Origin of the sequence: Streptomyces sp. NPDC093085 (assembly GCF_040683935.1) — a bacterium.
Taxonomy (GTDB): domain Bacteria; phylum Actinomycetota; class Actinomycetes; order Streptomycetales; family Streptomycetaceae; genus Streptomyces.
Window position 1 is genome coordinate 361,797 of sequence record NZ_JBFBFB010000002.1, and the last position, 25,290, is coordinate 387,086.

General features: G+C 70.6%; 31 protein-coding genes and 2 pseudogenes. 28 read left to right on the plus strand and 5 right to left on the minus strand.

Going from position 1 to position 25,290, the window contains the following annotated elements:
• The first annotated feature begins 124 nt into the window (after window positions 1-124).
• The 21 genes and pseudogenes from AB0O07_RS08230 (at window position 125) to AB0O07_RS08330 (ending at window position 18,165) form a co-directional block, all read left to right on the plus strand.
• Complete coding sequence (locus AB0O07_RS08230) at window positions 125-457, plus strand: hypothetical protein (protein ID WP_365628883.1); 333 nt, start codon at window positions 125-127, stop codon at window positions 455-457.
• A gap of 271 nt (window positions 458-728) precedes the next feature.
• The gene (locus AB0O07_RS08235) at window positions 729-1,307 is read left to right on the plus strand and encodes a hypothetical protein (RefSeq protein ID WP_365628886.1); all 579 of its coding nucleotides are present in this window, start codon (window positions 729-731) and stop codon (window positions 1,305-1,307) included.
• A gap of 97 nt (window positions 1,308-1,404) precedes the next feature.
• Complete coding sequence (locus tag AB0O07_RS08240) at window positions 1,405-2,175, plus strand: hypothetical protein (protein ID WP_365628889.1); 771 nt, start codon at window positions 1,405-1,407, stop codon at window positions 2,173-2,175.
• A 52-nt stretch (window positions 2,176-2,227) separates the two neighbouring features.
• Window positions 2,228-2,449 carry a hypothetical protein gene (locus AB0O07_RS08245; RefSeq protein WP_365630267.1) on the plus strand — a complete coding sequence of 74 codons (222 nt, stop codon included), beginning with the start codon at window positions 2,228-2,230 and terminating at the stop codon, window positions 2,447-2,449.
• 193 nt (window positions 2,450-2,642) lie between these two features.
• On the plus strand, window positions 2,643-3,785 hold the full coding sequence (locus tag AB0O07_RS08250) for an AAA family ATPase (RefSeq protein ID WP_365630270.1): 1,143 nt from the start codon (window positions 2,643-2,645) through the stop codon (window positions 3,783-3,785).
• Window positions 3,782-5,572: a hypothetical protein gene (locus tag AB0O07_RS08255; protein WP_365628892.1), complete on the plus strand. Its 1,791-nt coding sequence runs from the start codon at window positions 3,782-3,784 to the stop codon at window positions 5,570-5,572. Before AB0O07_RS08250 ends, AB0O07_RS08255 begins: the two co-directional genes overlap by 4 nt.
• Before the next feature lie 129 nt (window positions 5,573-5,701).
• On the plus strand, window positions 5,702-5,980 hold the full coding sequence (locus tag AB0O07_RS08260) for a hypothetical protein (protein WP_365628894.1): 279 nt from the start codon (window positions 5,702-5,704) through the stop codon (window positions 5,978-5,980).
• Between the two features lie 117 nt (window positions 5,981-6,097).
• Window positions 6,098-7,375, plus strand: coding sequence for a hypothetical protein (locus AB0O07_RS08265; protein WP_365628897.1), 1,278 nt, complete (start codon window positions 6,098-6,100; stop codon window positions 7,373-7,375).
• Between the two features lie 108 nt (window positions 7,376-7,483).
• Window positions 7,484-9,272: pseudogene (locus tag AB0O07_RS08270) on the plus strand (TraM recognition domain-containing protein).
• Complete coding sequence (locus tag AB0O07_RS08275) at window positions 9,269-10,192, plus strand: hypothetical protein (protein ID WP_365628899.1); 924 nt, start codon at window positions 9,269-9,271, stop codon at window positions 10,190-10,192. The pseudogene AB0O07_RS08270 and the gene AB0O07_RS08275 overlap by 4 nt, the downstream one beginning before the upstream one ends.
• 35 nt (window positions 10,193-10,227) lie before the next feature.
• Window positions 10,228-10,476: a hypothetical protein gene (locus tag AB0O07_RS08280; protein ID WP_365628902.1), complete on the plus strand. Its 249-nt coding sequence runs from the start codon at window positions 10,228-10,230 to the stop codon at window positions 10,474-10,476.
• Window positions 10,473-11,648 (plus strand): DnaB-like helicase N-terminal domain-containing protein, encoded by a 1,176-nt coding sequence (locus AB0O07_RS08285; protein WP_365628905.1) that lies wholly within the window; start codon window positions 10,473-10,475, stop codon window positions 11,646-11,648. Before AB0O07_RS08280 ends, AB0O07_RS08285 begins: the two co-directional genes overlap by 4 nt.
• Window positions 11,649-11,693: 45 nt before the next feature.
• Window positions 11,694-11,933, plus strand: a pseudogene (locus AB0O07_RS08290) (hypothetical protein); the annotation flags it as partial.
• A 118-nt stretch (window positions 11,934-12,051) separates the two neighbouring features.
• On the plus strand, window positions 12,052-12,951 hold the full coding sequence (locus AB0O07_RS08295) for a DNA cytosine methyltransferase (protein ID WP_365630273.1): 900 nt from the start codon (window positions 12,052-12,054) through the stop codon (window positions 12,949-12,951).
• Window positions 12,952-13,044: 93 nt separating this feature from the next.
• Entirely contained in the window at window positions 13,045-13,647 is a 603-nt protein-coding gene (locus AB0O07_RS08300) for a DUF4913 domain-containing protein (RefSeq protein ID WP_365628908.1), read from the plus strand.
• Window positions 13,644-14,519 carry a glycosyl hydrolase gene (locus AB0O07_RS08305; protein WP_365628911.1) on the plus strand — a complete coding sequence of 292 codons (876 nt, stop codon included), beginning with the start codon at window positions 13,644-13,646 and terminating at the stop codon, window positions 14,517-14,519. The genes AB0O07_RS08300 and AB0O07_RS08305 overlap by 4 nt, the downstream gene beginning before the upstream one ends.
• Window positions 14,516-14,992 (plus strand): hypothetical protein, encoded by a 477-nt coding sequence (locus AB0O07_RS08310; protein ID WP_365628914.1) that lies wholly within the window; start codon window positions 14,516-14,518, stop codon window positions 14,990-14,992. Before AB0O07_RS08305 ends, AB0O07_RS08310 begins: the two co-directional genes overlap by 4 nt.
• A complete protein-coding gene (locus AB0O07_RS08315) occupies window positions 14,989-15,657 on the plus strand; it encodes a hypothetical protein (protein ID WP_365628916.1) in 669 nt (222 codons plus the stop codon). The genes AB0O07_RS08310 and AB0O07_RS08315 overlap by 4 nt, the downstream gene beginning before the upstream one ends.
• A gap of 106 nt (window positions 15,658-15,763) precedes the next feature.
• Window positions 15,764-16,306: a hypothetical protein gene (locus AB0O07_RS08320; protein ID WP_365628919.1), complete on the plus strand. Its 543-nt coding sequence runs from the start codon at window positions 15,764-15,766 to the stop codon at window positions 16,304-16,306.
• Between the two features lie 56 nt (window positions 16,307-16,362).
• The gene (locus AB0O07_RS08325; protein ID WP_365628923.1) at window positions 16,363-17,205 is read left to right on the plus strand and encodes a winged helix-turn-helix transcriptional regulator; all 843 of its coding nucleotides are present in this window, start codon (window positions 16,363-16,365) and stop codon (window positions 17,203-17,205) included.
• Between the two features lie 471 nt (window positions 17,206-17,676).
• On the plus strand, window positions 17,677-18,165 hold the full coding sequence (locus AB0O07_RS08330; RefSeq protein WP_365628926.1) for a hypothetical protein: 489 nt from the start codon (window positions 17,677-17,679) through the stop codon (window positions 18,163-18,165).
• Between the two features lie 3 nt (window positions 18,166-18,168).
• Here the strand turns inward: AB0O07_RS08330 and AB0O07_RS08335 are convergent, their stop codons facing one another.
• Window positions 18,169-18,435, minus strand: coding sequence for a hypothetical protein (locus AB0O07_RS08335; protein ID WP_365628929.1), 267 nt, complete (start codon window positions 18,433-18,435; stop codon window positions 18,169-18,171).
• Window positions 18,436-18,656: 221 nt separating this feature from the next.
• Here AB0O07_RS08335 and AB0O07_RS08340 point away from each other — a divergent pair, with 221 nt between their 5' ends.
• The 7 genes from AB0O07_RS08340 to AB0O07_RS08370 all read left to right on the plus strand — a co-directional run bounded on the left by AB0O07_RS08340 (window position 18,657) and on the right by AB0O07_RS08370 (window position 20,919).
• The gene (locus tag AB0O07_RS08340) at window positions 18,657-19,004 is read left to right on the plus strand and encodes a DUF317 domain-containing protein (protein ID WP_365628932.1); all 348 of its coding nucleotides are present in this window, start codon (window positions 18,657-18,659) and stop codon (window positions 19,002-19,004) included.
• 31 nt (window positions 19,005-19,035) lie between these two features.
• Window positions 19,036-19,296 carry a hypothetical protein gene (locus AB0O07_RS08345; RefSeq protein ID WP_365628935.1) on the plus strand — a complete coding sequence of 87 codons (261 nt, stop codon included), beginning with the start codon at window positions 19,036-19,038 and terminating at the stop codon, window positions 19,294-19,296.
• Window positions 19,297-19,349: 53 nt separating this feature from the next.
• The gene (locus AB0O07_RS08350; protein WP_365628938.1) at window positions 19,350-19,562 is read left to right on the plus strand and encodes a hypothetical protein; all 213 of its coding nucleotides are present in this window, start codon (window positions 19,350-19,352) and stop codon (window positions 19,560-19,562) included.
• Window positions 19,563-19,653: 91 nt separating this feature from the next.
• Complete coding sequence (locus AB0O07_RS08355) at window positions 19,654-19,983, plus strand: esterase (RefSeq protein ID WP_365628941.1); 330 nt, start codon at window positions 19,654-19,656, stop codon at window positions 19,981-19,983.
• A 103-nt stretch (window positions 19,984-20,086) separates the two neighbouring features.
• On the plus strand, window positions 20,087-20,329 hold the full coding sequence (locus tag AB0O07_RS08360) for a MarR family transcriptional regulator (protein ID WP_365628944.1): 243 nt from the start codon (window positions 20,087-20,089) through the stop codon (window positions 20,327-20,329).
• Between the two features lie 8 nt (window positions 20,330-20,337).
• The gene (locus tag AB0O07_RS08365; protein ID WP_365628947.1) at window positions 20,338-20,667 is read left to right on the plus strand and encodes a hypothetical protein; all 330 of its coding nucleotides are present in this window, start codon (window positions 20,338-20,340) and stop codon (window positions 20,665-20,667) included.
• Between the two features lie 21 nt (window positions 20,668-20,688).
• On the plus strand, window positions 20,689-20,919 hold the full coding sequence (locus tag AB0O07_RS08370) for a hypothetical protein (RefSeq protein WP_365628950.1): 231 nt from the start codon (window positions 20,689-20,691) through the stop codon (window positions 20,917-20,919).
• A 61-nt stretch (window positions 20,920-20,980) separates the two neighbouring features.
• Here the strand turns inward: AB0O07_RS08370 and AB0O07_RS08375 are convergent, their stop codons facing one another.
• The 4 genes from AB0O07_RS08375 to mobC all read right to left on the minus strand — a co-directional run bounded on the left by AB0O07_RS08375 (window position 20,981) and on the right by mobC (window position 25,254).
• Complete coding sequence (locus tag AB0O07_RS08375) at window positions 20,981-22,159, minus strand: DUF6236 family protein (RefSeq protein ID WP_365628953.1); 1,179 nt, start codon at window positions 22,157-22,159, stop codon at window positions 20,981-20,983.
• 214 nt (window positions 22,160-22,373) lie between these two features.
• Window positions 22,374-22,778: a hypothetical protein gene (locus AB0O07_RS08380; protein WP_365628956.1), complete on the minus strand. Its 405-nt coding sequence runs from the start codon at window positions 22,776-22,778 to the stop codon at window positions 22,374-22,376.
• A gap of 110 nt (window positions 22,779-22,888) precedes the next feature.
• Window positions 22,889-24,658 (minus strand): relaxase/mobilization nuclease domain-containing protein, encoded by a 1,770-nt coding sequence (locus AB0O07_RS08385; RefSeq protein WP_365628959.1) that lies wholly within the window; start codon window positions 24,656-24,658, stop codon window positions 22,889-22,891.
• Complete coding sequence (gene mobC / locus AB0O07_RS08390; RefSeq protein WP_365628962.1) at window positions 24,658-25,254, minus strand: plasmid mobilization relaxosome protein MobC; 597 nt, start codon at window positions 25,252-25,254, stop codon at window positions 24,658-24,660. Before mobC ends, AB0O07_RS08385 begins: the two co-directional genes overlap by 1 nt.
• Between the last annotated feature and the right edge of the window lie 36 nt (window positions 25,255-25,290).

A 25,290-nucleotide genomic window follows, 5' to 3' on the forward strand; every position in this document is an offset into this window, starting at 1 on the left:
ACCGCGACGGGGCGACCGAGTCCACGTAGAGGGCGCTGACTCGGGCCCGAGTCCGCGCAGCACGGCACCGGCCGACGGCTGGGCCGACCGCCTTGCCGCCGCCCGACCTGATGAGTTCGCCTCGGTGTTCCACCGGGCCCTCACGGACGACTTCGGCGCGGTGGCCCGGCTGCACCAGATGCTCGAAGCGGCGTCGGAGTGGTGTCGCACGCACGGGGTCCGGGACAGCGCCTCCGAGTTGGACACCCTGACCGACCGCCTGACCGATCTCGGCGAAGAGCTGCACCTCGTGGGGGAGAGCCTCGACCACGAGATCCACTCCCGCTCCCGTCGAACGGCAGCAGCAGCTCGCGTCTCCCCAGCCGTGACAGTCAGCGGCCACCCCATGGGTCGGCAAGCCCCGGCCCCCGACCTCATCTCGCCCTCTACCGTCCGCTCACAACCGCGCTCGCGGTGAGCAAAGGCGCAGGAAGAAGGATCTACCGTGCCCGAAATCTCCGCACCCAACGAAGACCAGGCAACCGCGGCACTCCCGCCGCTTCGCTTCCTGCACCGCCTGCGTCCAATCAGTCACCCCCGCGTCGCTCCCGCTGACGCTGGTAACACAGAGTTCCGGCACCACAAAACCGGCCGATCTCCAGATCCTCGTGGAACGCCAACACCTTCACCGTCCCTCGGCCGTCGGTTCGCGCCGTCGACCGCTGGGGCACCCGGTCAAGGAGAGGTCCATGCAATCCGACCAGCCTTTGGTCTCCCTCGATACCGAGGGCACTCACGTCACCGCGCACGTCAGCGATCCTCCCCTGCGCTTCGCAGCGGCATCCGTGGAACGGGAGCACGGGTACGGACACGTAACCGCCCCCCTTCGGCAGCGCGGCCTGGAGTGCACCGCCGAATACGGCCTCAGCGACTACATCGTCCACGTCGGACTGCCCGACGGCAGCGCGCTGATCATCTCGCCACCCCAGGAGCCGTCCACCGAGCACCCACCCGGCCATCCGGAGAGCTGGTTGGTGACCCGTGGGCACCCCGACGACTCCGCAGTCCACGAAGTGATCTACGACTCGGAGCCGGACGGCCCCCACGCCCGGCACGGCGGCAGTGTTCCGAGTCTGCTCGCCGCGATCGACTCGCGCCTTGATCAACTCGGCGTGACTCCCCGGGCGGACACTGCCTCGCCACGGGCGAACGCCGCTCGCGCGCTCTCGCCGACCGCCCAGCGCACGATACCGGCACCACAGCCAGCCGCGTCGGCCATGCGCCCGGCGCTGCCGCCCGACCGTCCCTCGTCCGCCTCCGGTCGCTGACCGCTTCCCGCCTCGGAGTCCACCATGGCCCGCCCCACCAGAACCATCCCGACCCTCGACCGCCCCGGCCACCGAGCTTCCACCGGATGGATCTGCCATGCCCAGCCACTACGACGTGTTGCCCGACCTGGCCTTCGGCCGCCACCCCGTCTACGGCATCGTCGCCGCGAACCCGAAGAACCTCGCAGCCAGCACATGGATGCTGAAGGGCTTCGACTTCCAGCCCGTCCCAGACCAGCCGACGCTGTACGCGCTGGCCAATCAGAACCGTGACGGTGAAGGTCGTACGACCCGAGCAGTCGAGCTGCTACGCAGGGCCGGCTACCGAGTCGACGTGGACGCCGCGCTCGACCCCTCTCTGGTGCACGATGCAGCACCGGTCCCCAGCCGGGGCCCCAATGGTGAACCTGATGTCGCCATCGCCGAGCTCCCGCAACTCGGCATCGTCGCCGCTACCAGCGACCACTCCTCCTCACTGAGCGGTCGACTTGTCCTGGAGGAACACGGCTGGCGGCTGAACCCGGATCTGGACATCTACACGCTGCCCGCCACCGTCGACCGCAGCGAGGCCCTGGAGAAGGTCGCCAACGCCACGGTGTCGATGCACCGATCCGACCTTCAGGTCGCGGTGCAGCCGCGCCTCGCCCAGGACGTTGCGGCCCGCCGCCCTCCGGCACCCGCGCCAGCCACACGCCACGAGCGCGGTCAGGGTCTGGCCACCCACAAGTTCCCCGTCAGCGCCGCCGCGCTCGCCGCCAGCCCTACCCGCGCCGGCGTCCCGGGCAGGGCTCCGGTACCCGCTCCCGCCGCGTCTGCCCCCGCGGCCCAGCCGGTCGACCCGCGCATCGCGTTCTCCCGCAACCGCTGAACCAACTTCCATGAGGAGATCCGCCGTGCCCGAAGCTCCAGCGGAGCCGTTCATGACGATCCGGCACGCCATCACCGGGGAGATCACGACCACCGGCTACAACGCCGCCGCCCGGCGGATCCTGCTCCAGGCCGGCTTCGAAGAGGCGCCCGTCTGCGCCTGCCGGGCGACGGAACCCGGTACAGAGCGGACGCACCGGCCTGCTCGGCAGCCGGCGAGCTGCTCGTCGTCGGCTATCCCCTGCACCTGGACCGAGCCGGGGGTCGGCCGGTGAGCGCCGACGGTACTCACCGGTTGGCCCGGTCGCCGATGTCGGCACAGTCCGTGATCCGCTCCGAGACCGGCCAGCCCTTCCAGCCCACGCCAACCCCTCCCGTCCCCCTATCTGTTGAAGGACCCTCGTTGTGACCGCACCCGGAACGCCTGCCAGTCCAGCGCGCACCAAGGGCGGTGAACTACGGGCCAAGGTGGCCCGACTGCTGGCCGACCGGCCGGCGGACACGCTCGCCATCGGGGACATGGCCAGGCAGCTGGGCCACTCCCACGGCGCCGTCCGCAATGCCGCTCTCACCCTGGTGCGTCGCGGTGAGGCCGATCAAGGCGGAAGCGGACAGCCGGAGTTCCGCGCGAACGCGAAAACCGCCGCAGCGGCGCAGACCGCTGTGATCAGCCCTCCGGGCACCCACTCTCCCCGCGCCCAGGCGGCCACGGCCCGCACGACCATTACCGCCGCAGCCACGCCGAGGCAGACCGGTCCGATCCGCCGCGCGGGGGGCCAGCTCTACCACCCCCGGGAGCTGGCCGATCTGCCCGACGTCGAGGCGTTGAATCGCCTGCGCGACGTCGACGTGCCGGTGCTGCTCTACGGCCCTCCGGGCACCGGCAAGACGAGTCTGGTCGAGGCGGCGTTCCCGGACCTGCTCACCGTCGCCGGTGACGGCGACACCACGGTCGGCGACTTGATCGGCGAGTACACGCAGGCCGACGGCGGAGGTTACGTCTTCCAGTACGGTCCGCTGGTCACCGCGATGACCGAGGGCCGCGCCCTGCTGATCGACGATGCCACCTTGATCTCACCGAAGGTCCTGGCGGCGCTGTATCCCGCGATGGACGGGCGCAGGCAGATCCAGGTCAAGGCCCACAAGGGCGAGACCATCAAGGCCGAGCCGGGCTTCTACGTGGTGGCGGGCCACAATCCCGGCGTCCACGGGGCGGTGTTGACGGAGGCGCTGTCGTCCCGGTTCAGCGTGCAGATCCAGATCGGCACGGACTATGACCTCGCCCTGGCCTTGAGGATCGATGCCCGGGTGGTCCGGGTCGCCCGACACCTCGCCCACCAGGTCGAACTCGGCGCGCTAGGCTGGGCCCCCCAACTGCGGGAACTGCTCAGCTACCAGAAGACCGAGGCCGTCCTCGGCACCAGGGCCGCGCTCGCGAACCTCGTCGGCATCGCGCCTGTGGAGGATCGCGACGCCGTCGCCGCCGCCGTCATCAAGGCTGCCGGCGTCAAGAAGATCGCGCCCCTCACCCTCGGCAAGCAGCTCCCCGCCTCAGCCGTCCGGCAGCCCCCGGGCAGCACCGGCTCCGCGCACCGGGGCCGCTCGCGATGAGCGCCCACCACCACGTCCAGTCCACGCCGGACGACGACGCCGACCTCGCGCGCTGGGACGACGACGGCGCCCCGCCCGCGCAACCCCGTTCCTCCCCGGACGCGTGGCTGCGTGTGGGAGCCGAACTCGGCGACCGGCTGGTCGCCCTCTCCGGCCGCCAGGACCTCCTCGTCACCTGCCGTCCCGGCACGCGCAGCGGCGCACCGGCCGCGTTCTTCCCCACTCTGGGCGAGGTCGAGTTCGACGCCCGCCTGTTCGCCCCCTTCCAGCCCCACGAGATCCATCCGCGGATCGTGGGCGACGAGGACCGGTATCCCGCCGCCTGGGGAGTGTTCGTCCACGAGGCCGCGCACGCGGCCCACTCCGTCTGGACACAGCCTGCCGGAGCGGACCCCCGTGTCGTCGAGGCCGCGCTCCTGCTGGAGGAGAGCCGTGTCGAAGGCGCACACCTGATCAGGCGGCCCACGGATCGCACGTACCTGCGCACCAGTGCCCGAACCCTGGTCATGCCCGACATCGCCCACCCCACCCTCCAGGGCATCGAGCACGCCGCCGGCGTGGCGGCCCTGATCCTCGGCCGCCGTGACGTGGGCATCCTGGATGCCGGCGAGACCCGGGCAGTCGCCGATCTGTGCGAAAAGGTGCTGGGCGCAGACCTGCTGGCCACCCTCACCCGCATCTGGACCGCAGCCCACCAGTGCGCCGACCACGACGCCACGACCATGCTCGCGCACGCACAGAAATGGTGCGACGCTCTGGACGCCGCTGCCCCCGCCCTGCCCGTGCCGGAGAACCTCACCGATCTGTTGTCCGGCGCCGTGAATGTCGTCATGGACAGCACGGCCGCCACCGACGCCGCCGACCTCGCGGCACAGGCCGCAGCGACCAACGCCATGGCCGCGCAGTCCAAGGCGCAGGCACAGGACCGCGCCCAGCGGGCCGGCCAGCGACGCAAAGCCGCCGCCACCGCCAAGTCGGTCTTCAACAAGCGTGGCACCACCGTCACCCCCGACGGCACACCTGCGCCCTACGGCAACCCGGTCACCGGCACCCGCAGGCCCACCGCCGCCGAGCAGAGCGCCGCCGCGCGCCTGAGCCGCGCCCTGCGCGCCGCCGCCTACCGCGAGCGGACCGAGGAGCGGACCACCAGCCCGACCCCGCCCGGCCGCCTCAACATGCGCGCGGCCCTCGCCCGCGACGCTCAGCGCGCGGCCGGGTCGGTCCCCACCGCGGAACCGTTCACCCACACCCGCCGCCGGAATACCCCCACCCCACCGCTGCGTGTGGGTATCGCCGTCGACGTCTCCGGCTCCATGCGTGCCGCGTGTGCGCCCGTCGCGTCCGCTGCCTGGATCGTGGCACGCGCAGCAGCCCTGACCGACCCCGACTCCCTCACCGCCACCATCGCCTACGACAGGCACCTGACCGCATTGACCCGACCTACCCACCGGGCACCGGAGCGCGTGACAACGTTCGGCGCCAACGGCAGCAGTCACAACCTCGCCGATGCCCTGGACGCGCTCGACCACGGCCTCGAACTCAGCCGCCCCGGCGCCGGCCGCCTACTCGTGATCGTCACCGACGCCGTCTACACCCCGGACGAAACCGCTCAAGCCGTCACCCGCGTCAAGCAGCTCACGACCGCCGGCTGCGCCGTTCTCCAGGTCACCCTCACCGCGGGGTCCCGCCACTTGCCGGGGACCACCTTGCTGCACCTGCCCCAGCCCTCCAGCGCTCCCGCCGCCATCGCCACGGCGGCGACAAACGCCATTCGCAGGACACGCTGAGACAAGGCAGAAGGCGGAAGCGTCCCCGAGACCACCGCCAAGCACTCCAGACCACATCCGTCCGCCGCATGAATCGTGCATCTGATGAAGGACCTTGATAGCCCATGCCCGAGTACCCCCTGCGCTGCGATGTCCGGCGCCATTCGCAACACCACCGACGTGGAACTCGATGACGGCGACTGGTTCGAGCTGACGCGTGAGGTTCTCGACGCCACCGGGATAGAGCCGGACGCCGATCCGGCGGCCTGCCGGTGGGTGGCCATGCGCAACCAGGCCAGCGGGCTCGACATCGTGGCGACCGTCATCCGTCAGGACGGCCGCTGGGCCCGGTTGCACAACGACGCCTACTTCGCCCGTGCCGCGTGCGCGAACTTCACCTACGACCACGGCCTCGACACCTGGCAATAAGCGGCGGCGTCTACCAGGGATCTCCGGCCGTGCCAAATCGCGGATTGTGCGGATCCTCTCCCCTGACAGCCCGCCGACCGGGCTGCCGTTCGCCCACTCCCCATCGAGGTAGCCGCCGTGATCGCCCACCTGCAGCGCGCCAGCAACACCGCCGGCCTGCTCTCGTACCTGTACGGGCCAGGCGAACGCGGCAGCCACACCAGTCCCCGCCTGATCGCAGGCGAGGGCCACGGAGCCCCGATCGAGCTGCTCGCCGAGTCCGGCTCGCTGCCCTACCTGGCCCGCGCCCTCGACGCTCCCCTTGAACGTCTCGGGGTTCGCGCACCGGAACGGCCGGTATGGACCTGCTCGGTCCGCTCCGACCCGTGCCGGCCGGACCTCACCGATTCGCAGTGGGCCACGGTCGCCCGACGCCTCGTGGCCGTCACCGGCATCGCTCCAGAAGGCGATCCGGACGCCTGCCGGTGGATCGCCCTGCGCAACCAGCCCCGGCAGGTGCATGTCATGGCCACCCTCGCTCGTGAGGACGGCAGCCTCCACAACGCCTACCGAGACGCCTTCCGCCTCCAAACGGAGTGCCGCCGAATCGCCACCGAACTGGGTCACCTGCCCACCCCGCCAGAACCGATATCCCAAGCCCTGGAGACCCACGTGCCCGCCCCCTCCATCACCATCACCGCCGAACCCAGCGGCAGCGTCTCGGCGAAGGGCGCCAGCGACGACCTCTCCGCCACGCTCCTCAAACACGCCGGCTTCCAGCAGATCCAGGACTGGTACGGCCGCCGCCACCGCCTGCCCACCACGACCCCCGCCGTCGACCGCGCGGCCATCGCCACCCACGCAGCCGAGATGCTCCGCGCCGCCCGCTATGGGGTCGACCTCGACGCTTCTCTCGATGCCGCCCGGACAGCCACCCCGGCGAACCCACTCGGGCCCTACACCGCCGGAGCGGAACTCCTCCGACTCACCGACCAGATCAGGTCAGCCGAGAACGGTGACGACCTTCGGCGGGCGGTCGACCACCTTCTTCACCCCGAACACGGCGCACTGGAGCGTGTGCGGGAAGCGCTGGAGGCGGCAGGCGAACAGATCACCGACCTCGACGACGAGGCGTATCAACTCGCCGACCGGTTTGGGTTCGCTGCGGAATTCGTCGGCTCGGCCCAGTCGGAACTCCAAGATTCACACGTCGAGTTGCTCGGTATCGGCGGCACGCAGCAGCCCCAGGCCGAGGCACGGAATCAGCCTCCGGGGCTCCCCGGCCCCCAAACCGCCGCTCTCGCCACTTCGCCCGCAGCGGCCAAGGCCAAGGTCTCCTCGACCCTCGGTGGTGAGGCACCAGAGGCCGGCGCGGTCACACGTCCCTCACAAGCCCCCGGCCCTCGAACCCGATAGCCCCGACCACCGACTCCCTTCCTGAACAGGAGCTTCCTCGATGACCAGCAGAAGAGCACCGCGCGCCCCGCCACCGTTACTCGCCTGCGCTCACTTCCAGGACTCATCATGCCCGCACCGCGCACCAGCGCGCCCTCGACCACCACCGGGTCGGACGCGCTCTTCTACCTCCTCTTCGGCATACTCGGCATCACGCTCGCCTTCGGTTCGCTGGCCTGGCTGAGCGGCAATCTCACCAACTCCTTTTTCGGAAGCGGGCCTTGTTCTCCGTACAGGGCCACTGACACACTTCTTCATCCCGAAGCGCTGTGGCCGAACCTGAGCCCCACCGCCCTGCTGGTCGGCGCGCGGATCATCCCCGGCCTGCTGTCCGTCTGCCTCACTGTCCTCGGCCTGGTGCTGTGGATGCGCCTGCGCGGCGGCCCGAAGAACGGCCTTGCCCGGAAGGCCGACCTCGCCCCGCTGCTGGACAAGGAGAGCACCGCCAAGGCCAGGAGCCTGCGGCCGTCCCTGAGCGGCCGGGAGTGTAAAAGAGGTCGCCCCTGCCGACCGCGGCATCCTTCTCGGCGCCCTTTCCCCGGGCGGGGCCCATGTCCGCGCGTCCTGGGAGGACGTGATCGTCGCGATCATGGCTCCGCGTTCCGGAAAGACCTCCGGGCTCGCGATCCCCGCGATTCTCGCGGCGCCCGGCCCGGTCCTGCTCACCAGTAACAAAGCCGCGAACGACGCCTTCACCGCGACGGTGGACGCTCGGGGCGAGGTCGGTGCGATCTGGACGCTCGACCCGCAGCAGATCGCCCACCACCCGCGCGAGATGTGGTGGGACATCCTGGCCGACGCCCGCGACCTGACCGGGGCGAAGCGTCTGGCCGGGCACTTCGTCGCCGCCAGCGTGGACGATTCGAACGGCTCCGACTTCTGGTCCACCGCGGCGAGCAACACCCTCGGCGCGCTGTTCCTCGCTGCCGCCAGCCACCGCCGCCCGATCACCGACGTCCTGGCCTGGCTCGCCTCCCCCGCCGACCGGACCCCGGTCGACCTGCTCACCGACGCCGGCCACGACGCCGTCGCGGCCCAGCTCCAGGGGACCGTCTCCGGCGCGACGGAAACCCGCGACGGAATCTTCGAGACGGCGCGGCAGTACGCGAGCTGCCTGCTCGACCCGGACGTCGCAGCGTGGGTCACCCCCGCCAAGGATCTCCCCGAGTTCAAGCCCTTCGCGTTCGCCACGTCCCGCGACACCCTGTACCTGTTGAGCAAGGACGGCGGCGGCAGCGCGAGCGCGATCATCGCCGCAGCGGCTGACGCCGTGATGCGCGCGGCCGTGGTCGTCGCCGAGCGCTCCGGCGGACGGCTGGACCCGCCCGCGCTGTGCGTCCTCGACGAGGCCGCGAACGTGTGCAAGATCAGCGATCTCCCCGACTTGTACAGCCACTTGGGCAGCCGGGGTGTCATCCCGATGACGATCCTGCAGTCCTACCGGCAGGGCCAGCGCTGCTGGGGCGAGGCCGGCATGGACGCCCTCTGGTCCGCCGCCACCGTCAAGATCATCGGAAGTGGCATTGACGACGCGGACTTCGCCGACCGGCTCAGCAGGCAGGTCGGTGACCACGACGTGCAGACCACCTCGGTATCGACCAGCGACGGCGGCAAGTCCACCTCGGTGAGCATGCGCACCGAGCGGATCCTGCCGCCCGACGCGATCCGCGCTCTGCCCAAGGGCAAGGCGCTGCTCCTGGCCACAGGCATCCGGGTCGCCATGCTCGACCTCCGGCCCTGGTACAGGGAGCCGTCCGCCAAGGTGGTCGGCCCTGCTTCGGCCCGTGCGACGAAGGCGATCACCGAACGGGCCCTCGCGAAGGCCAACGTCCGTGACGACTTCGGGCTGTCGGCATGAGCGCCCCAGCCCTGCAGGTGCTGTCGCTCGGCGCCGGCGTGCAGTCGACGTGCCTGCTGCTGATGGCTGCCGAAGGGCACCTGCCCGGACTGGACGTGGCCGTCTTCGCCGACACCGGCTGGGAGCCGCGCGCGGTCTACGAGCACCTCGACAGGATCGACCGGGAGATCGCCGCGCCGGCCGGGATACCGATCCTGCGGGTGTCTTCGGGCAACATCCGCTCCGACGCCCTGGACCCGGCCAAGCGGTTCGCTTCCATGCCGCTGCACATCCTCAACCCAGCAGGAACTGAGGGGATGTCGCGTAGGCAGTGCACGGGTCAGTACAAACTCCGGCCCATCAAGGAGAAGGTGCGCGAGCTGCTCGGCTACCCGCATCCGCGGCGGATCCCCGCCGGGATCCTTGTCGAGCAGTGGATCGGCATCTCGGTAGACGAATTCCACCGGGCGAAGGACGCCGACGTAGCCTACATGAAGAACCGGTTCCCCCTGATCGAGCAGAACTTCTCCCGAGCGGACTGTCTACGGCTGCTGCGCTCGCGCGGCCTCGCATCGACTCCCCGGAGCGCATGTCTGGGGTGCCCGTATCACGGCAACGCCCAGTGGAGGGCGCTGCGGGACGACTCCCCCGACGAATGGGAAGACGTCGTCGCCTTCGACGCCGCGATCCGCTCGGGCAACGCCAGGGCGACCGCCGAAGGCAACCCGCTGCTCGGTCAGGCGTACCTGCACCGCTCCCGCCAGCCACTCGGCCAGGCGCCCATCGACCGCGTCACCGCGCACGAGTGGTCCCGCCGCCAGGGCGACCTCTTCGACGCCATCGCGGACACGGAACTGGAGAACGGCGACGTCGAAGGCTGCTCACCCTGGACCTGCCGCTCCGGCACCCCGGTCAGGGACGACCTCGACCTCGCGAACTGAAACCTTTCCGCCCCCATCACCGATCAGGACCACCCATGTCTTCCTTCCATCACCCAACACCTCAGCCACCGCACGACGTCCACCTGGCTGGCTCGGCCGCCCTGCGTCGACAGGGCGTCTGGCGCCTGCACAGCGGCATCGGCTCCGTCCCCATCAACGATGAGGAGTTCAGCCGAACGCTGGACGGCCTCGCCACCTTGACGGCCGCCGCCGACCACGCCGTCGCGCGGCTCGACGAGCAACACCTCACGCCGTCCGGTGTCTGGATCGAGGGTGCGCGGTGACGCCGCTGCTCCGTGCGGAACAGGCGGTGCTTGGTTCCGTGCTGCTCGACCCGGATCAGCTCTCGCACCTCGACTGGCTCGCGCCGGACCACTTCTATCGGCCCGTTCACCGGGCGCTGTTCGCCGCGTTGCGCAAGCTCCGGGACGACGGCCACCCCGCCCTGGCTGAAAAGTCCGTACCGCTCTCCTGGGTAACCGATGCAGTCAACGAGGCCGGCCTCCACGTACGGGGGCTGACCGCGGTGTACGCCCACTCCCTGATCTCGGCCTGCCCGCGTCCCGCGCACGCTCCGGTGTACGGCCGCATGGTGCTGGAGGGCGCGATCCATCGCAGCGTCACGGAACACGCGATCCGCCTTCACCAGGCGGCTCGCGCCGACGCCCTGCAGGGCGAAGTCGAGGGAGCCCTGCATTACGCGGACGTCCTTACCGGCGTGCTCAGCGATCTCGCACAGCGCTGGGGCACCGAACCACGCCCGGTCCCACCGACTGCTCCGCCGACCACCGTCCCAGCCGCGCCACCGCCGGTTCGCGCCGACCAGGTCGCCGAGGACGAGAGGTTCCTTCTCGCCGTCCTCGCTGAGCAGCCAAACGCCATGGACGAGGTTGCCGGCTGGCTGCGGCCTGACGACTTCGCCGACCCCGCCCACGGGCAGCTCTACCGCTGCCTCGGCGCACTGCACCACCGAGGTGAGCCCATCGATCGGGTCACCTTGCTCTGGGAAGCCCAGCGGCGCGGGCTTCTGGCCGACGGAACGCTGTCCAGCGATCGGCTCACCGCCATCTGCGACGGCGTGGGCCCAGGCAGCACCGAATGGCTCGGCAAGCTGGTGATGCGCTCGTCGGTCACCCGCACGGCGGCGACCTCCGCACGTGCTATCCGGGCCCTGGCAGAGGACGAAGCTCTGGCCCCCGGGCGGCTCATCAATCACGCATTGCATGCACTCGGCCCCCTCGATGAAGTGCGCTCCCGCTGGCAGGCCGCGAACGGCCACCCCGCACCGACGCCGACGGCCCCGGCCCCGGCCCGCTCACCGACCGAGCCGCCCCCTGCGCAGGTACACGCGGCGCTCGCCCGCAGCACACCGCGCCCAACCTCGCCATCCTCGGCACGGCCGGAGTCTGCCCCCAGCCCGGCCGCCGTGCGACCGCCATCTCGCGGACACGGCTGACCCTCCCCTCCCGTACGTCGCTCGTCCTTCCCCTTGGAATTCACCATGAACAACACCCCGGTCTCCGACGCCCTGGCCCTGACCGAATCGCTCGGGGTAGGTGACACGCAGACCACCGTCGCGGGCCCTCCGCTGATCGGCTCGCTCTGCTCCGGCTACGGAGGGCTGGACCTGGGCGTCCAGTCCGCGCTCGGCGGCACGCTGGCCTGGCACGCGGAGGTCGATCCGAACGCCTCGCGCATCCTGGCCCGCCACTGGCCCGGCGTCCCCAACCTGGGCGACATCACGACCGTCAACTGGTCTGCCGTGCCCCGGGTGTGCGTCCTGACAGCGGGTTTCCCCTGTCAAAGACGTCTCGGTCGCCGGCCGTCGGGCCGGACTCAACGCCCAGACCCGCTCCGGGCTGTGGCTGCACGTCGCCCGTGCGGTCGAAGCCCTCCGACCCTGTTTGGTGGTGATCGAGAATGTGCGCGGCCTCCTCACCTCCCCCGCCGGTTCCCCTGGCAACGTGGAATTCTGCCCGTGGTGTCTGGGAGACACCCCAGGTCAGCCTCCTCTGCGAGCACTCGGTGCCGTACTCGGATCCCTGGCCGACCTCCGGTACGACGCGAAGTGGCTCGTGCTTCGCGCCTCCGATGTCGGAGCCCCGCACCGGCGCGAGCGCACGTTCCTCGTCGCCTGGCCCGCCGAACACGCTGTTCAAGACGCCGACCAGCAACATCGCGAAGAACGGCGGCTCGCAACACCCTTCCAAGAGGAAGAGCGGAGGACACGGCCCGAACCTGGCCGACGAGGTGGAGTGGCTCCTGCCTACTCCGAAGGCATCGGACGGAATCAAGGGCTCGCCCAACCAGCGCCACGGCAATGGGGACATGACCCTGCCGAGCGCGGCGGCGTCACTGCTGTCCACCCCACGGGCCCGCGACACGGCCACGCCGGGACGCCGGCCAGGCAAGGGATGGCGCCCTCCGCTGTCGGCAGTGATTCTGCCGCTCTGGACGGAATCGGCTCCGGAAACCGAGGGGCCGACCAGCGATGGGGGGCGTACGCAGCCGCCATCGCCCGATGGGAGATGCTCACCCGCCCCGCGCCGCCGCCCACCGATGCGGCCGGACGCCTTCGTGCCGACTTCGTGGAGTGGATGCAGGGCCTGGAGCCCGGCTGGGTCACCGCCACCCCTGGGCTCGGACGACCGGCTCAACTCACCGCGCTGGGCAACGGCGTTGTGCCTCAACAGGCCCACCGAGCAGTGCAGTTGCTAGCTGCACCCTTCCCGCGCTGCCCTCGCTGCGCGACGGCGTAGCGCCCCACTACCGGGTTTTCCCGGCCGGGCCAAATCGCGGTTTCTCCGGATCCTCTTCCTCATGTCGCCGTCTCACAGATGGAGCACGCCCCCATGTCCGACACCAGCACGACCGCCCCCGGCCCTGAGCCGTTCCGCGTCCCCGACGGGGACCTCGACGACCTCGCCAGCACCCTCGCCAAGACGATGGCCGAGGTCAGGCAGCACGGCGTCATCCTCGACCGCCTGGGCTCCGAGCCCGCTCCCGCCTCCGCCGAGCTTCCTTCGCCTGTCGGCGTTCCGGCCGCCCGGGCAGACTTCGCGCAGGGCGATGGCCCCGCTTCGGTGTTCGTCCTCGCCCTGGGCGGTGAGGCGTACGCGATCGAGATCGCCGCGCTCAGCGACTGGGTGAACTACCTGTTTCTCCCGGTGTACGGCCGGGAGATCAGCACCAGCCGCCCGTGGTGCGCGCAGTGGCACGAACACCCCGAGGCCGTCGCCCGACTGCACGCCCTCTGGCTCGCGTGGCAGCAGCTCACCGACGCCGAGGCCGGCCTGTCCGGTCCCTCGGTGTGGCACCGCGACCACCTCGACCAGACGCTCGTCCATCTCCGCGCTCCCGACGGCCCCTTCGCCGCCTGCACGACGAGCCCGACCCGGCCCAACCACCGCGTGCTGACCACCCCCGCGCCCGAGCAACTGGGGCTGGCGGCATGAGCAACGAACCCGCCTTCGGCCCCTACGATTCCGCGCTCGGCGACGCGGACTCCGCGAACGCCGAGCTGGGGTGGTTTTGGCCCGCCGACCCAGCGGCCAGCGAACTCGACTTCCGTCTCGACGACTTCGAGCCTGCCGACGCGGCCTCCAAGCTCGCGGCGGAGGCGTTTTGGCCGGACGACCTGACGGTCATGGCCAAACACCACACCGTTCCTCACGGCTCTCACACCTTCGTCGTCGCCCACGACCGATCCATGACCTGGGGTATTCCGGGCGATCCGCAGGTAGTCGCGATCATGGTCGCGCGAGATCTCAGCCTGGACACGTTCACCTTCGAGTCGACCTACCACGCCACCGTGGCCTTCGCCCAGAACTGGCTGATCGAACGCGGATGCCCACCCGGGCCAATCGCTCAGGTCGACGGGAACTTCATGAAGCCCGCCGACGACCTCACCGTCCAGATCGAGCAGCAGATACGGGAGTCGGGCGCCCGGTACGAGGTCCTCGCCAGCGAGACCTCGGACTTCGACCCGTGCGAGACCTGGACCCTGACCCGGGACTCCAGCACCGACCAGGCACCGATTCGAGTCTTCCTCGAAGAGGGCGACGCGGACGCCCACACGTACACGATGCGCGAGGGCGCCTTCGCCGATGAGGGTGCCGCCCGCTCCTGGCTGGACGACCGCAGCGGTCCGCTCCCGGAGCCGCCGGAGTACAGCGATCACAACGGCGCCGTCGTCCGGGCCCGTGTCGCCCGCATCGCCCTGGCCCGGTCGACAGGTGCCTCCGCGACGCGGGGGGCGGGACTCGACACCTCCCGTACGCCACCGCCGGGGCCAGCACAGCGCCCCGGCCAGGGGCCGCTGCTGTGAGCCGCGCCCGTTTCGCCTTCGCCGCACATCCCGATGCCATCGCGGACCTCCGGGAACTTCCCGACGACATGCGCGACTTGGCTCTGCTGGAGCTGCAGAACCTGGTTCACGGCAGCGACGACTGCCTGCCATTGAAGGGTCGCCTCGCGGGCTTCCACAAGGTGTACGTCGATCCGTCCGTCTCCTACCGGATGGTCATCCAGTTCCGCCCGGCTCCGCCGACCTCGCACCACAAGCGCGAGATCTATCTCGTCGCTGCCGGCAGCAGGAAGGACTACGCGGTCTACCGCGCGGCGCACCTGCGTACCGGCCCCCACCAGGACGCCGAGGCAGCCTCCGCCTCCGAAGCGCGTGTGCAGGCCGCCCGATCCCGCTCGCCCCGCGCGGTCGACCAGCCGACTGCGGTCCCGGCAACTCCTGCCGCAGCAGTCCAACCCGCTGCTGCCGCTCCTCGAAGGGCTCCCCAGCTATGACCGCCGACCGCACCCCCCTGGCCCGTACCGAACTGGCCGACCTCCTCACCGAGGTTGCGCACAGCGTCTCGGGCATCCTCACTGCCGAGTATCCGACGGCCGCCAGTCGTTCCTACCTGCACCCTGTGCTCGGTGCACTGTCCGCCGGGCCCCGGGTCGTCTGCGAGCTGAGCGACCGCTTCGAAGGCTTCGTGGCCGACGATCCCCTTCCCACCACGCCAGCGGGTCTGTTCACCCTGGCCTCCTACGCATCGGCGCTGGGATGGCTCACCGAGTCCCTCGCGGAGCTGACCGCCTCGGTCGACCGCATCTGCACGCGCGTCGGTATCCCCACGCAGCCGCCGGAGCCGGCCTTCGCCGCACGGGCCAGCGTTGAGCAGAACGCCGAGTTCGACTTCACCTTCAGCGCCCTGGAGTTGGCGGCGATCCGCACTGCGGCCGAGGCCGCCGGCCTCGCGCCGGTCGACTACGTCGAGGTGCTCTCCGAGTCCCTGCTCTCAGCCTCCCGGATCACCGACGCCTGCATGGAGATATCCAGCGGCCTGCTGGAAGACGCCGCATACGTCCTCGGCGAGGCGACCGATCAGGTCTCGATCGGCGACGGACCCGAGAGCCTGCCCACCCTGGTCCGCTCCCTGCTCGCGCGGATGGAGGCGACGCAGTGAACGCGCAGAACGCCATTGCGCAGCCCGGTGCGCCGCCCGCACCTGCGACAAGCCCGACCGCCAGGCCGCTCCGTTCCCGCTAGATACCCGTTGAAAGGGCGCCCCCATGTCCACCGTGATCTACACACGCCGTCTGGTCGAACACCGCTACGGCCACCCGCTGGAGAAGCTGCACCGCGGCCTCGCTTCCGGCCGGTCCGACGACCCCGTCCTGCCCATCCTGCTGCGACGGCTCGACGGACTCGCTCAGACCGGCGCCGATGCCCAGTCAGCCCGCCGCAACCTCGAAGCAGCCTGGAGGGGCCACCGCTCCGGCGAACCCTCCTTCAAGGATCTCGTTCTCCTGTACGCGACCGAAGTCGTCGACCTCGAACGCCATGAACAGAGCGAGGCGGAAGCGGTCTGGGACCTGTTGGATGTCCGCCTCCTCCTGGACCGGAGTTCCGCTCGGCGGTCGTCGGCCCATCGAGTCGCCCCTGCTCCTGAGGATCGGGAGCTGCTGGACATCGCCCGCGAGGTCGCCGCCGACCTGACTCACCTCAACCGCGAGGCCCTGCGGCGTGGCCTGCGCAAGCGCGGTGTCCGCGTCAGCAACCGCCGCCTCGGCGTCGTGCTCCAGAGGCTTCGAGCCGAGAGCGCCTTCCGGTGACCGCCCGGTCGAGTCACAGATCCAACAATTCCCTCTGCCTCAATGGAGTTCATCCCATGTCCGCCACCTCTTCGTCCTCCACCGCGATCGGCTCGGTCGATGCCCAGCGTGTCGAGGACGCGCTTTCCCTGATAGCACCGAAGTGGACCACCTGGTCGGCGCAGACCCTGGCGCAGCAGGGCAGCCCCATGCGTGTGCGCGACGTCGCCGCCAGGCTTCCTTTCGTCAGCGAGCAGCTCGTCGGCAAGCGGCTGGCCCAGATGCACGCTGATGGGCTGGTCACCCGAGTCGGCGACCGCCACGGGGCTCCGTATCAGCTCACCGCTTTCGGCGAATCGCTGTCTCGGGTGCACGACACCCTTTCCGACTGGTCCCAGGCCAACCTCTCGCTCGGCGGCCGGGTAGCCGGTGCCGAACGCGTTGAGGACGCCGTGCGGCGTCTGCACCTGCGGGATTCGACCGCCGTGATCCAGGTTCTCCACACGGGCGGCCCCATGCGGTTCGTCCACATCGCCGAGGAGGCCGACCTGGACAACGGCTGGACCAGGCAGCGACTCAACCGGCTTCAGGCCGACGGCCTGGTCGCCCGTACCGGGCCCCGCCACGGCGACCCGTACGTCCTGACCGACGCCGGGCGGGCGCTCGGCCCCGTCTACGCAGCCGTCGAGCACTGGAGTGGCCCCGTCACCACGCGGCACCGCTCGGCACCGCCGGCCCCTGTCGCGGCGGCCACCCGGACCCACACCGGAGTCCCGCTGGCGTCGGACAACACTCGAACCGCAGCCGCCCTGCGCCGGAGCGCCGCCGCGCCGAGCGCCCTGTTCAGCCACGCTCCGCAGCCGCAACCGCGGGTGCCCGCAGCCGTCACCGCCCAGTCGACGCCCTCACGGGGCCGGTGATCCGGGTGGCGCTGAGAGCCGAACACGCCTCCTCTTTGCCACGGCGCCCGCGTGTAGTCGAGCAGCCCTTCCCGCTGTGCACGCGGGCGCGTTCCCCCACGCCCGGAGCCTGGCCCATGAACCCCCAGCCATGATCCATCGCGAGGTCGCGCACGCGGTCTCGCTCACCCCGGTCAGCCCGCCCGTCCCCCAGGTTCCTCGGGCTCCCACCCCTCTTGACGTGCGCCGTACCGCGGTCACGCAGGCCGTCCACCGGGCCGCACGTTTTCCTCGGACAGCCGCCGACCTGCGGGTCATGGCCGCGCGCAGTCGTACAGGGGCCTCGGCGCAGAACCGTCGAGCAGCCCTGCGCCCGCTGCCGGTTTCAGGCCGTCGGCCACACCGGCGCCCTCACGCCGGAGCCGCTGACCGCTTCGGCCCTTTGCGACACCCCCTCCGCCCGAAGCGCCCTTCGAATGCCGGGAGTTCACCATGCCTGACGCCACCACGCTTGATCAGGCCACGGCCATGATCGAGAAAGCCTGGGGCCGCCCGATTGAGGCCCTGGAGTCCATCGCGGTCCGTAGCCCCAGCGAGGACCCCCTCTTGCGCTCGGTGATGCACATCCGCTCGTCCTTGGTCGTCACCGACACCGCCGTGGCTGTTCACCAGGACCGTCTGCACGCCCTCTCGCGGCCCGGCCGTGTGCCGGCCTTCTACGACCTGGAACGGATCACCGGCTCAGCGGCGGACCTTCGCGTCGCTCAAGCCGAGAGCCGGACTTCTCTTCAGGCCATCAGCCATGTGATCGAAGCGCGTGAATCCGCCGCGACCGCGGACCGGGCCCCGGCAGCCCGGCTGGCCCAGGCCGCTGTCGCCCGCTCGGGGCACGCTTCGCGCGCCCTGGGCCAGTCACCCGATCAGCCCGCTCCTTCGGCCGCTTCCGGCCCGTCGGTGGCGGCGCTGGGGCCGCACCGCTGATGGTCAGCTGAGGTCCTCGTCACGGTGGGCGTCCCAGATACGGGAGCCCACGGCGCGGGCCAGGTCGTCCAACGTCAACTCGACGCGACGTCCATCCACGCTCCGCCCCTCCCCCACGGCGTCCTCGTCTCGCCGTCCGTCGGACTGGACACCGACAGCCCACTGGCCGTCAGCGACCATCGCGACGTCGCCCACCGTCCAGGGTCGCCCGGCGGCGCGGATCTTGCGTTCCAGCCCTGCCCCGTCCCCGTGTCTGCTCGGCTCCGTCATCCCTGCTCCCCCCTTCGATCCTGTGCGGCCCATCGCCGCAACCCAACTAGGACAACCGCGTTGACCGATCCATTCCCGGCGCCAGCGTCCCCCCACGCACGGCCGCCAGTTCGCCCACGGCAGACGCCGCTTCCCGGGAACGGACTACGTACTTCGGGACACCGCATGTCAACGTACGGGTGTTGGGAAAAACCGCAGGTCAACAAAGGGATCGCCCGACCATGAACACCTCCCCCACCCTCCTGCCCGCCGTAGTCCGCCCGGCCGTCGAAGACCGTCGCTGGCTCTCCTCCGACCACTGCGCAGGCCCGGTGCTCGACCTCCTCGACGCCCTCGGCTGGGCGATCGTGAACACCCCGGAGGCCAACGTCCACGCGACGAGCCCGGACGGCCACGTCTACGTCGGCTGGCTCCCCGAGGACACCACCGCGTGGCAGCGCGGCATCGTCTGGCAGGTCCGAGTGCAGCCCGCCGAAGGCGACCCGTGGGTCCAGGAGTTCGGCCTCTACACCCCCTCCGAGGCCGTTGCCGGATTCCTCGCCGCGCTCATAGCCACCCCCGCCCGCTGATCGCGCTTTCGACCCGACTCGGAGGAGCCCCGTGGCACACCGCGCCCCGCTCACCAACCACCACGCCGACGGCACTCTGTGCCCGGCGGACCACAAGCACACCAGCTCCGGCAAGCCGCTCCACCCCGACTGCTCCGGCCGCGCGTACACGCAAGCCATCTGCTCCTGCGGCGGCTGGGACATGAAGCAGTCCGGCAAGGGCTACGTCAACGAGAGCCGGAAGCGGCACCTCGCCAGCCACGCCCAGGGGCCGAAGGTCCCCCGCAACCTGGCGCGTCTCGACGTGTCCTGACGCTCACACATCAACCTCGCACCGGCATTTCCACACCGCTCCCGGAGGCCCCTGTGCCCCACTATCTGACCGTCGGCCACCTGCTCCGCCAGCTCCAGGACCTCGACCCCAGCCTGCCGATCCGCCTTGCCATCAACCCGGACTTCCCCTTCACCCACTACCTCGGGGCGGAGGTCATCGTCCGGGACGGCAAGGCGTTCATCGCTGACGACGGCCAGGAGGACTACCTCCCGACGGCGGTCAGCGACGCCCTCACCTGGTCCTGACCCGCTCCACCGAAAGGCCCCGGAGGCTCTTATCTCGTCGCGACCCCGCCCTTCTCACGTCCTTCCCCTGCACGGCCTGGCCGTACGTCCCATGCCGACCGCCATGCGCGGCGCGCTGGTCCAGAGCGTCTCCGCACAGCCCGACGGGCCGCTCGACGTCACCTGGCTCACCCTCGAAACCCCAAAGCTCCCCCTCGGCCGCATCAGCCTTCACTGGGAGCCCGCCCCCCTCGCAGGCTGGAACGTCACCGCCCACCTGGGCCTGGCCACCACCGAGGTACACCTCGCCTCGTGGCCCGCCGCCCCGGACGACTGGCCGCGCCTGGTCCGCCCAACCCTCCACGAGGTACTTGGCCTCTGCGCCGCCCTCGCGGTCGCGACCGCCGCCCTCGACCTCTCGAACCGCCTCGCCCAGGTCTGACCGAACCGCAGAAGGCCGCCCCCGCCGATCAGGCAGGGGCGGCCTTGCCATACACCCAGCCGCATGTTGCGTACGCTCATCACCGACGAACGAGGAGGACACGATGACCGACGACCAGCAACTCTGGGGGTACCCCGAGGTCGCCGCTCACCTGGGCATCAGCGTCGGGGCTGCCCGTAATCGCAAGAGCCGGGGAAGCCTGCCCTCTCCTGACAACACCATCGTGCCGGACCGCCCGCGCTGGCGGCCCGCCACGATGCAGAGCTGGACGCCGGTCGGCCGGGGGTTTCGAAGCGACCTCCATCGCGAGTCTGTTTCTGCTGCCGCTCCGGCCTCCTCCGGATGAGGAGCATCATGAACGGCCTCGTCGTCAGGTCCTGCCTGATCGGCGCCGCTGGAGCGGTCGCCGCCATCGCCGCCGTTGTGCAGCACAACTACGGTGTCAGCAGCATTGCCTTGTTCGCCGTGGCGGCCGGTGCCTGCGGCGCTCACCTACTCCGCCGATCTCAGGACGCCGCGAACGACCGCGCGGTCCTCCACTGCTACGAGAACGGCCCAGGCATCCCGTCGACGCCTTGGCGAACGAACTTGGGCTTCGCCGCGCCACAGTCCAGCTCAGCATCCACCGTCTGGCTCGTTCCGGCGAGCACCCTCCGACCGCCGATTCCGCTGAATGACGGATAGGTTCGCCCCTAGTCTCAAGGCATGACCGACTCGCCTATGCCCTCCCCACCGTTCCCTTCGCCTGACAATGCCGCGCTCCGGGTGGTCGTCGGCAATGCCCTCGCATCAGTCCGCAACGGCGAAGCCTCCGTGGAGGAGGCGATCCTTCACGCCGCCGTCCACGGCTGGTACGAGGGCCATATCCAGGGCGAAGATGAGTGCCCCGGCTGCGACTTCCGAGGCGGACTGCCGAAGAACGCGAACCGCGGCTGACCATCGCGCCACGCGAAGGAGCGCCACCGACCTATCGGTGGCGCTCCGCGGCGTTCGGTATTCAGATCCCCACGCCTGCGGTACGCGCCATCACCCGGCCTGCACGCCTGAGCATCGTTGCCGGCTTCAACTCCTTCTCTACACGTAGCAGATAACCCGCGGGTGAGGAGGCCACCAGGGTGTCGCGCTCGCGGGCGGCGGCCTGGCGGGTCGCGAGGGCGGCGAACGCGATGCCGGTGCCGACTGCCGTGGCAGTTCCTCCCAGCAGCCAGGCCAGTCCGGCCCCGGGCACGGTCACCTCCGGCTTGATGGTGAGCGTGGTGAAGACGGTGTTCAGTTTCAGGCCGTTCATCGCCTGGCGGAGCGATTCGAGCGGCTGGGCCAGGTGAGAGTCGAAAGCCCCCTGAAGGTGCAGCTCGAAGGCGGCGCGGTCGGTAACCTCCTGCGTGGCGCCGACCACGTCGGCCGTCGCTGCCTCGACCGCTGCGGCGAATGCGGCGAACTCGTCGGCGTACTGCGTCCTCAGTCGGACGATCTTGTCCGCCGGGACGTGGCGCAGGTCTGCCGGTAGTACGCACTGCACGGCCATCATGGCCATCCTGGCCTGTGCAGTTTCCCGTCCGACCGTCGGCGCGGCGCCACCCAGAAGCGTGTCGGTGATGCGCTCGGCCGTCCACTCGCCTGTCGCGATGTAGGCGTCCAGCTGGTCGGTGACCGGCGCGAACGCCGTCCGACGCGCCAACTCCTCGGTGATCGCGCACTTGTATGTCCAGGCCAGCGCCGGGTCCACGACCACCCACGACACCTGTTGGTGCCCGACCATCTGCCGCCAGTCCCGGTAAGCGAGCCCAGCCTCCTCCAGCGCCGCCTCCAGCTCCGCGGGCACCTCCTCAGGGTAGAGGCCGGTCAGGTCTCGGGGGGTCGGGGCGAGCATCGGGGCCGACTGTCGGCGCGAAGTGAATCGGCGGTCTTCCACAGCGAACCGGGCGCGCAGCGCCTCCGCGTTGTCCCGAATCGCTTCGACGAACGCCGGCGCGACCGTCTCGGCAGCCGGTCGTGGATCGGTGTCGATGAGGAATCCCGTGCCCTGGTTGAGCTCCTTGATGACGTCGCGGTCTCGCACAGGAAAACCGGGCGGCACCACACGGGCCAGGTTTCGCCAGTACAGCGCCGCCGCCTTCGCCCAGGACTCGTCTCGCAGGTGTACGTACGGGTAGTAGAGCCCGGTCTGCAGCGCCATCGATCGCCTTTCTCCCCCTGCCCCGACCAATCGTGATCAAGGGCCCACAGAATGTTAAGCGTCAGGCGCCCCGCGTCTCCACCGGCACTCCAGGTACGCGGGGCACTTCCGGCCGCCGCCCATAGGGCTGGCACGAAGTCCTGGGATGGGAAGCTGCCGACGCAGTTACGCGGCGTATCCCGCGCCAGGGCGCGGGAAATGTCGACTCCGCTCGTTAATCCAGGTAGGTGCCGGCGAAGGCTCCGTCGAAGCCGAGCGCGGCGAGGCCCTGCTCGACGCTGGGATAGGTCGTTCCGTCCGGGATGGCGATCAGGGCGTCGAAGTCGGCGCGGCTGATCTCGGGTTCGAGCCACTGGTTGCTGCAGCGGCAGCAGACCCAGACGTTTCGGCCGTGGTTGATGAGGAGCCAGTCGCGCCGGGCACGGCAGGCCGTGCACATCACCGGGATGCCACGAAGGGCCAGGGCTCTCGGGTGGCTGAGGCAGCGCGTCGCGCCGGGTCCGCTGGGAGGCTGCGTCTCGTAATCGAGTTGCAGCAAGGGATCGGTGCCGGTGGGAAGGACGGGCAGCACGGGTGTCGGCTCTGCGGGGCGTTCGGTGGTTCTGAGCACGAGCGTCATCTCCCGGTCGGGGTACTTCTGTTTCCATCCGTAACAGCCGATGGAGGTGGTTGTCCAGGGGTTTCTCGATGGCCGGCGGGGGGCCATAAACCCGGCCCGCCGGACCCTCGTCAGCGGCGCGGTGGGCGGTTGCGCGGGTCGGAGACGGTGGGGCGAGCTGCGGCCGTGGGAGCCGTCCGGTTGTTGGTGCGACTGGTCGGGGCCTTCGTCTGGCTGGTGTCGGCCGGCCGACGGCGCGTTGCTTCACCCGGGTGAGCGGGAAGCTGGGCGAGGCGGCGCAGTCGCCAGACGAGCACGTCGTTCACGTCGTCGGCCGTGTCGAGTTCGCGCATGTCGATGGCCTGCTGGAGAAGGGCCTTGGGGTCGTGGCCTGCGTGCTCGGCCTGGGCGAGTGTGGCGGTCAGGGCATCGGTCTTCGTGGACGAGTTGTCTGCTCGCATCACCCCGTTGGGTAGTGCTGCGTGGATGGTGGCCTGGTGGGTGCGGCGTTCGGCTTCCGGTAGAGCGCGGCCTTGGTCGTGCAGCGCCTGTATGGGCGTGGCGGCGGCCTGTCGGTAGGCGGCTCGCAGATGCTCGGCGGTCTGTCGGGAGGCGTGGGCCTGCTGGGCGTGTCCGCGGGCGGAGTGCCAGCGGGCGGCGGCGAGCGTGACCAGGACCAGGGTGGAGAGGAGCATGGCGGTGGTGCCTCCGTCCTCGCCACGGCCGAGGGCGCTGCCGGCCTGGATGATGCCCCGGGCCGCCGAGCGGAGTGCCCGGGTGTCGGCACGCTCCGCGCGGACGTGGCTGCGGGTGGCGCGTTCGAAGGCTCGGGCGGCGGCACCTAGCTCGGCGCGGGTGGCGGCCGGGGAGGTCTGTGTCACGGCGTCCAGGAGTTCGCCGATCCCTACCAGTTGAGCTGCGGCTTCGTCGTCGCTGTCGAGCAGGAGGGCGGCGCGCTCGGCGATGCCGGTGGCGTTGCGCCGTTCCCGGGCGGGCGGGGACCAGTCCGGTCGGCCGCTGGTCGCCGCCGGGTGCGTCATCTGGTCAGCGGTGCCGTCGACGAGGCGGCGGCGGATTTTAGGGAGTGAGAGGTCGGGGGCTAGCTTGGATCCGGGGTACCAGATCGGGTTTCCCTCGCGGTTACGGTCGCCGGTAAGGGCGACGTTGTAGCCGATGGCGTCTCCGGACGGGGCGTTTCGGATCTTCACGCGGAGGCCCGCCTCGTGGAGCCTGGTGAAGAACTCCTCTTCGGTGGCTGCCCCTGCGAGGGCTTGGCGGACGGCTTCTCGAAGCGTCTCGCGTGGAGCCTCGGGACGCCCGGTTCGCTCGGCCTTGAAACGCTCGGCGCTGGTGGGGGACTTGGCTCCGGTGCCGTCACCCGGCTTGAGACGGCGAAGGCCCCACTCCTTCTCTATGCGTCGGCATTCGGCCTGGGCCTTCTTGAAGTCGTAGTTCATCCTGGGGCGGCGCAGGTCGCCTCGGACCATGGTGGCCACGATGTGGATGTGGTCGTCGGCGTGCCGTACGGCGACCCAGCGGCAGCCGTCCGGGTCGCCTTCGGGGGCGAGGTTGACGGCGTGGACCAGGCGGCGGGCGACGGTGTTCCATTCGACGTCGGTCAGGTTTCGGTCGTCGGGGTCGGTGCGGACCGAGCAGTGCCAGACGTGCTGGGCAGGCGCCGTGGTGCCGGCCTGCTTGACCCGCAGGTCCAGGGCGGCGGCGAGGCGGGCGAGGGTGACCTCGGGGTCGGGGTCGGGGCTGGTGTCTCGTCCGGGGTCGGGGGCGAAGCCGTCCCAGCTTCCGACGAGGTGGGCGTCGGTGTGTTCGTCGCGTTTACCGGGGCCGTACAGGTAGACGAGCAAGCCGTGGGTTCGTGAGCCGCGTCGGATCTTGGGGACCATCAGAGCCGCTTCTTCACCAGGGTGTCGGCCGCGTCGTCGATGCGGGCCAGGAGTCGCGGCAGGGTCGTGAGGGCGTGTTCCAGTTCGCCGGGCCGGGGCTGCCCCCCGGCGTTATAGACGTAGGCGATCTGGTTGATGTTGTTGCCGATCCGGGAGAGGGCGGTGCGCAGGGCGGCCAGCTCGTCGATGGCGGCGTCGAGTTGTTCGTTGGTGTGCAGGGTGGTGGAACCACGGGCGGCGGCGAGGCCGACGGCGGCGAGGAAACGAGCGACGGTGACGCTGCGCTGCGCTGCGCTGCGGCGACGGCGATCTCGGCGTGCTCGGTCTCGGAGAGGCGGGTGGTCGTCTTGCGGGTGCGCTCGGTCGGGTTGCGGCTGCGGCGGCGCGGCTTGCGCTCGGGGAAGGGGGACGTGCTCGGGCTCGGCTGCTCGCGGTCGCTGCGGCGGTCTGCTTCTCCCCCCTCGACCGGCACCCCCTGGTGCCGGGAGTCCGGCTGGTCTCCGTGCGCCCTCGCTCGGGGACCAGCCGGGCTTCCCCCGCCCTCCTGGGCGGGGGCAAGTGCGTACGACGGGCCGTAGGACCGTCGTACGCGACAACTTGCTCCGCCAGGAGCCGTCGTGGGGTCACGCTGC

Coding starts and splice junctions, on each gene's coding strand:
- AB0O07_RS08315 (WP_365628916.1), top strand. CDS start 14,989: ATGACCGCCGACCGCACCCCCCTGGCCCGTACCGAACTGGCCGACCTC.
- AB0O07_RS08255 (WP_365628892.1), top strand. CDS start 3,782: ATGAGCGCCCACCACCACGTCCAGTCCACGCCGGACGACGACGCCGAC.
- AB0O07_RS08360 (WP_365628944.1), top strand. CDS start 20,087: ATGACCGACGACCAGCAACTCTGGGGGTACCCCGAGGTCGCCGCTCAC.
- AB0O07_RS08355 (WP_365628941.1), top strand. CDS start 19,654: ATGCCGACCGCCATGCGCGGCGCGCTGGTCCAGAGCGTCTCCGCACAG.
- AB0O07_RS08375 (WP_365628953.1), bottom strand. CDS start 22,159: ATGGCGCTGCAGACCGGGCTCTACTACCCGTACGTACACCTGCGAGAC.
- AB0O07_RS08330 (WP_365628926.1), top strand. CDS start 17,677: ATGCCTGACGCCACCACGCTTGATCAGGCCACGGCCATGATCGAGAAA.
- AB0O07_RS08235 (WP_365628886.1), top strand. CDS start 729: ATGCAATCCGACCAGCCTTTGGTCTCCCTCGATACCGAGGGCACTCAC.
- AB0O07_RS08325 (WP_365628923.1), top strand. CDS start 16,363: ATGTCCGCCACCTCTTCGTCCTCCACCGCGATCGGCTCGGTCGATGCC.
- AB0O07_RS08340 (WP_365628932.1), top strand. CDS start 18,657: ATGAACACCTCCCCCACCCTCCTGCCCGCCGTAGTCCGCCCGGCCGTC.
- AB0O07_RS08370 (WP_365628950.1), top strand. CDS start 20,689: ATGACCGACTCGCCTATGCCCTCCCCACCGTTCCCTTCGCCTGACAAT.
- AB0O07_RS08305 (WP_365628911.1), top strand. CDS start 13,644: ATGAGCAACGAACCCGCCTTCGGCCCCTACGATTCCGCGCTCGGCGAC.
- AB0O07_RS08300 (WP_365628908.1), top strand. CDS start 13,045: ATGTCCGACACCAGCACGACCGCCCCCGGCCCTGAGCCGTTCCGCGTC.
- AB0O07_RS08240 (WP_365628889.1), top strand. CDS start 1,405: ATGCCCAGCCACTACGACGTGTTGCCCGACCTGGCCTTCGGCCGCCAC.
- AB0O07_RS08380 (WP_365628956.1), bottom strand. CDS start 22,778: ATGACGCTCGTGCTCAGAACCACCGAACGCCCCGCAGAGCCGACACCC.
- AB0O07_RS08260 (WP_365628894.1), top strand. CDS start 5,702: ATGTCCGGCGCCATTCGCAACACCACCGACGTGGAACTCGATGACGGC.
- AB0O07_RS08335 (WP_365628929.1), bottom strand. CDS start 18,435: ATGACGGAGCCGAGCAGACACGGGGACGGGGCAGGGCTGGAACGCAAG.
- AB0O07_RS08245 (WP_365630267.1), top strand. CDS start 2,228: ATGACGATCCGGCACGCCATCACCGGGGAGATCACGACCACCGGCTAC.
- AB0O07_RS08275 (WP_365628899.1), top strand. CDS start 9,269: ATGAGCGCCCCAGCCCTGCAGGTGCTGTCGCTCGGCGCCGGCGTGCAG.
- AB0O07_RS08385 (WP_365628959.1), bottom strand. CDS start 24,658: ATGGTCCCCAAGATCCGACGCGGCTCACGAACCCACGGCTTGCTCGTC.
- AB0O07_RS08280 (WP_365628902.1), top strand. CDS start 10,228: ATGTCTTCCTTCCATCACCCAACACCTCAGCCACCGCACGACGTCCAC.
- AB0O07_RS08320 (WP_365628919.1), top strand. CDS start 15,764: ATGTCCACCGTGATCTACACACGCCGTCTGGTCGAACACCGCTACGGC.
- AB0O07_RS08365 (WP_365628947.1), top strand. CDS start 20,338: ATGAACGGCCTCGTCGTCAGGTCCTGCCTGATCGGCGCCGCTGGAGCG.